The 2959-nt window shown below is 36.9% G+C and carries 3 protein-coding genes; all 3 read right to left on the bottom strand.

The window, feature by feature from the left end; genetic code table 11:
• A partial coding sequence (gene purM, locus M901_RS07315; protein ID WP_021277552.1) for a phosphoribosylformylglycinamidine cyclo-ligase occupies positions 1-951 on the bottom strand: 951 nt, incomplete at its 3' end.
• Between the two features lie 10 nt (positions 952-961).
• On the bottom strand, positions 962-2542 hold the full coding sequence (purH, locus tag M901_RS07320) for a bifunctional phosphoribosylaminoimidazolecarboxamide formyltransferase/IMP cyclohydrolase (RefSeq protein WP_021277553.1): 1581 nt from the start codon (positions 2540-2542) through the stop codon (positions 962-964).
• On the bottom strand, positions 2535-2959 hold a 425-nt coding region (locus tag M901_RS07325; RefSeq protein WP_198295363.1), incomplete at its 5' end, for a phosphoribosylformylglycinamidine synthase subunit PurQ. The genes purH and M901_RS07325, both read right to left, overlap by 8 nt.

Raw genomic sequence — 2959 nt, forward strand, 5'->3', positions numbered from 1 at the left:
TATAACCCAACTCATATACCCAAGTTCTCTTGCCATTTCTGTTACTTGGTCAACATTTGGTGAAATGAGTACGAGTCCCATTCCCATATTAAATGTCTTATAGAGTTCATCATTATTAAGCATAGACTTCTTACTAATATAAGCTATTGAATCACAGACTTTACTTTTAAAATCATGACTCTCATAGTCTGGAAGATTATTGATTTGATAAGTATGATTTCCCATAATGCGATCAATATTGTGAATCCCTCCCCCTGTGATGTGAGCAATTCCATTAAGATTAATCGCTTCATAGTTTTTTAATGCTTCCAGTATATCAAAGTAGATATGAGTAGGTTTTAATAGCTTCTCTTTAAGCTCATTTGATTCATCTTCAACGAGCTTTCTGATCAGTGAATAACCATTAGAATGAAAGCCGGATGAAGAAATAGCGATCAATTTATCTTTTGAAGTAATTTTACTCCCGTCAATAACGTCTCTTTTTTTGACTTCTCCCACACAGAATCCAGCAAGATCGTAGTCACCAGCAGCATACATCCCAGGCATTTCAGCAGTCTCACCGCCAATTAGTGGCATTTGAGATTTTTGACATCCTTTTACGACCCCCTCAATAATGGCCTCACATGTTTCTAGGTTTAATTGAGAAGTTGCCATATAGTCCATAAAGAAAAGTGGTTTGGCTCCAGTACAAAGAATATCATTAACACACATAGCGACAAGGTCGATACCAATTGTATTATGAATATCTAATTCAATAGCAAGCTTTAGTTTTGTACCAACTCCATCTGTTCCTGCTGCAAGATACTTATCTGGAGAAACTTCGTAGAGGCAACTAAAACCTCCTACACCTGCAACGACTTTATTATTATAAGTAGAGAGAACTTTTTTCTTAATCTTCTCAACAAAGAGATCCCCCTTTTCAATATCAACACCGGCCTCTTGATAATTCATACATTGTCTCCTAATGTCTAAAATGTCTACGTCCAGTAAAACACATTGAGATTCCATGCTCATCACAAGCTTGAATAACCTCATTATCTTTAATGCTTCCACCTGGTTGAACGATTCTATTAATTCGATATTTCTTTGCTAAATCGACATTGTCCCTAAATGGAAAGAAGGCATCTGAAATAAGGGTACATTCAGAAAGATTAACATCGTTATCAATTGCTTTAGAAATCGCTTGCTCTGTACTTACTAGTCTATTTGGATTTCCCATACCTGCACCTGCTAGAACTAAGTCACCACGACTTCGACACACAAGTGAGATAGCATTACTTTTTAGATGTTTTGTGACAATACTACCAAAGCTTAGAAGTTCAAGATCTTCATGACAACTCAAGTTCCTCGTAACAGGCTGGAATTCAACATCAGTCAGGCAATCTTCTTCCTGAACAACCCATCCTCCATAAATCGAGCGAACCATAGGTTGATTTTTGAAACTATCAATAGGACTTAACTTTATAACCCTTAAATTCTTCTTAGAACTAAAAATTCTAAGAGCACCTTCTGTAAAACGAGGAGCAATAACAACTTCTACAAATTTACTAGTTAAGAAGTGTGCGACTTCGACATCTATTTCCTTGTTAAAACAGACGATACTTCCAAAACTACTTATAGGATCTCCGGCCCATGCTTTTTCAAGACTATTTAATGAGTTTGTCCCCATTGCAACACCACAAGGATTGGCGTGTTTAATAATAGTCGTAATGAACTTCTCAGGAAAAACCTTATTTAGATCACTGGTACAACGAAAAGCTGCATCTGCATCAAGAAGATTATTATAAGACAAGGCTTTTCCCTGAAGCGGGGAAATATCAGCAAGAGTTTGATCCATACTCTGATCACAAACAACCTTGGCCCATTGATGAGGATTTTCACCGTAACGAAGTTTCGTACCTCTAGACAATGGGATATAAAGACTCTCTTTTTCAATATCATTTTCTAGCTGGTTTGATAGTGTTTGTGAAATTGCCACGTCATACTCTGCAGTATGTTTAAAGGCCTTTAGTGCTTGAGCTTGTCTAAAGTCAAAACTTACGACACCTTTTGAACTTTGAAGCTGCTCAATAATACTTTCATAATCATTGGGATTAACACAAACGAGAACATCTTTGAAATTCTTCGCTGCTGCTCTAACCATTGTTGGACCACCAATATCAATATTCTCTATAAGCGTAGCAAGCTCACTTGTCTTTTTGGCCGTTTCAACAAAAGGATAAAGATTACAAATGACTAAGTCGATTGGTTCAATACCTAACTCTAAGGCCTGTTGAATATCTTCATTATGATCTCTTCGGTACAAGAGTGAAGATGAGATCTGAAAACTGAGTGTTTTCATTCGCCCACCAAATGCTTCTGGGTTACCAGTGACTTTTTCTACTGCTGTCCAAGGAATGCCCTTATCTGAAAGATATTTTCCCGTTCCTCCAGAAGAAATGATTTCAACATTATTATCGACAAGGGCCTGAGCAATATCTTCTAGATGACTCTTATCGCTTACACTTATTAATGCTCTCTTAATTTTCAGTGGTCTATACATGGTCTAACTCTCGTTTTAAATAATCAATAATTGTATCAAAGAAATGTGCACCACTATCTTTTTCAAGTGGTGAATCATTAGTATGCTGTCTTTTACTTGTTGCCTTAAAATAATTTGCCTCAGGATGTGGCATTAAACCAAATATCAAACCGTCATCAGAACAAATACCAGCGATCTGCCCTAATGATCCATTAACATCCTCTTTGTAGCGAAGAACGATATTCCCTCTCTCTTCTAGAGACTTAAGAACATCTGGATTCATACCCTGTCTAGCCGTTAAATTACCTTCACCATGACGAATTGGAAGACTTAGGCCTGATAGTTTTTTTGCATTTATCCATTTACACTTTGTATTCTCTTCAACGATGAGATCGGCCCAAGAATTGATAAAACTCCCGCTTTCATTTGCCATCAAAC

This window comes from Bacteriovorax sp. DB6_IX (assembly GCF_000447775.1).
In the GTDB taxonomy this organism is placed as follows: Bacteria; Bdellovibrionota; Bacteriovoracia; order Bacteriovoracales; family Bacteriovoracaceae; genus Halobacteriovorax_A.

Bases quoted from the DNA above. Each gene is read 5' to 3' on its own strand.
- purH (WP_021277553.1), bottom strand. From the start codon at position 2,542: ATGTATAGACCACTGAAAATTAAGAGAGCATTAATAAGTGTAAGCGAT.